Origin of the sequence: Streptomyces sp. NPDC047515, assembly GCF_040643055.1 — a bacterium.
In the GTDB taxonomy this organism is placed as follows: Bacteria; Actinomycetota; Actinomycetes; order Streptomycetales; family Streptomycetaceae; genus Streptomyces.
Genome location: NZ_JBEYTM010000177.1, coordinates 1 through 1,226 on the forward strand (window position 1 = coordinate 1; position 1,226 = coordinate 1,226).

General features: G+C 63.9%; 2 protein-coding genes. One reads left to right on the forward strand and one right to left on the reverse strand.

Features of this window, described 5'->3' with window-relative positions; all coding sequences use genetic code 11:
* The first annotated feature begins 128 nt into the window (after positions 1 to 128).
* A complete protein-coding gene (locus tag ABZ826_RS39400; RefSeq protein ID WP_361459417.1) occupies positions 129 to 692 on the forward strand; it encodes an HD domain-containing protein in 564 nt (187 codons plus the stop codon).
* On the opposite strand, the gene ABZ826_RS39405 is transcribed toward ABZ826_RS39400, so the two are convergent.
* Positions 680 to 1,162: an NUDIX domain-containing protein gene (locus ABZ826_RS39405; RefSeq protein ID WP_361459419.1), complete on the reverse strand. Its 483-nt coding sequence runs from the start codon at positions 1,160 to 1,162 to the stop codon at positions 680 to 682. The genes ABZ826_RS39400 and ABZ826_RS39405 overlap by 13 nt on opposite strands.
* Positions 1,163 to 1,226 lie beyond the last annotated feature (64 nt).

Sequence of the window (1,226 nt, forward strand, 5' to 3'; positions counted from 1 at the left end):
TGGAGCCATGAATCCCACCGCAAGACCGCACGAGCCAACACCGTCGAGGACTACATCGCAGCGTAATCAACCGGCCACCCGACAGGCTCTCAGACTGTGCCGGGCTGTACCTGGGCAAGTACCAACCCATGGATGGATCAATCGTGAAGTGGGCGTGCGTGGTGGCCGAGGCGGAGTTGAGCGCGCCACTTCCTCGTCGATGGGCGCACTCGCAGGGGGTCGCGCAGCGCGCGGCCGATCTGGCTGGGGTTCTGGGAGACGACGCGGAGCTGCTGACCTCTGCGGCTGTCCTGCATGATGTGGGCTACGCTCCGCGGCTGGCTGTGACCGGAATTCATCCGCTGGATGGCGCTCGGTTTCTTCATGACGTCCATGCTGCGGATGAACGCCTGGTTCGGTTGGTGGCGAACCATTCGCTGGCGTTGCTGGAAGCGGAGGAGCGCGGATTGCGGGACGTGCTGGAGGTTGAGTTTCCGCTGCTCGACGACCAGCGGCTTGTGGACGCCCTTGTCTACTGCGACATGACGACCACGCCCGATGGTGAGGGCACTTCTGTCGAGGCTCGTCTGGCGGAGATCAATGTCCGTTACGGTTCTGACAGTCTGGTGGGGCGGTTCATCCGTCGAGCATCGCCGGAGATTCGTGCTGCTGTGGAGCGGGTGGAAGCAGCGTTGGCGGCTCAGCCCAGGTAGGGGTACGTGCCGGCGAGGTAGTCGCCGATCTGCTGACACATGCTGGGGTGGATGTCGTACTGGTCAAGGTCGGACGGCTGGACGAAGCGAACTCCGTCGGCCTCGTCGTTGATGGTGGGCTCGCCGCCCACCGGGCGTCCGATGTACGTGTTCTCGTACTGCTGGCGGATCTCGCCGTCGGTGTAGGCCACGATGTGGTTGGGGTTTGTGTAGACCCCCAGGAAGCCTGTGATCTCGGCGATAATGCCGGTCTCTTCGAGGCATTCGCGCACGGCGCACTGTGCCGCCGTCTCCCCGATGTCCTGGGCGCCGCCCGGCAGGGCCCATTGGCCTGTGTCTCGACGGCGCTGGAGCAGGATGGCGCCGCTGTCGTCGACGACGAGCAGGTTGTTGGCGGGAACGAGCGTGTTTGCCTTGGGGGCCTTGGGGTCGTTGTAGTACTCACTGGCTGTTGTTCTTTCGAGTGTGATCGGTTGGTTTCCGCAGGTCAGGCATAGGCGCCCCGGTGGTGCGGCAGAACTGTTCCAGCATGTT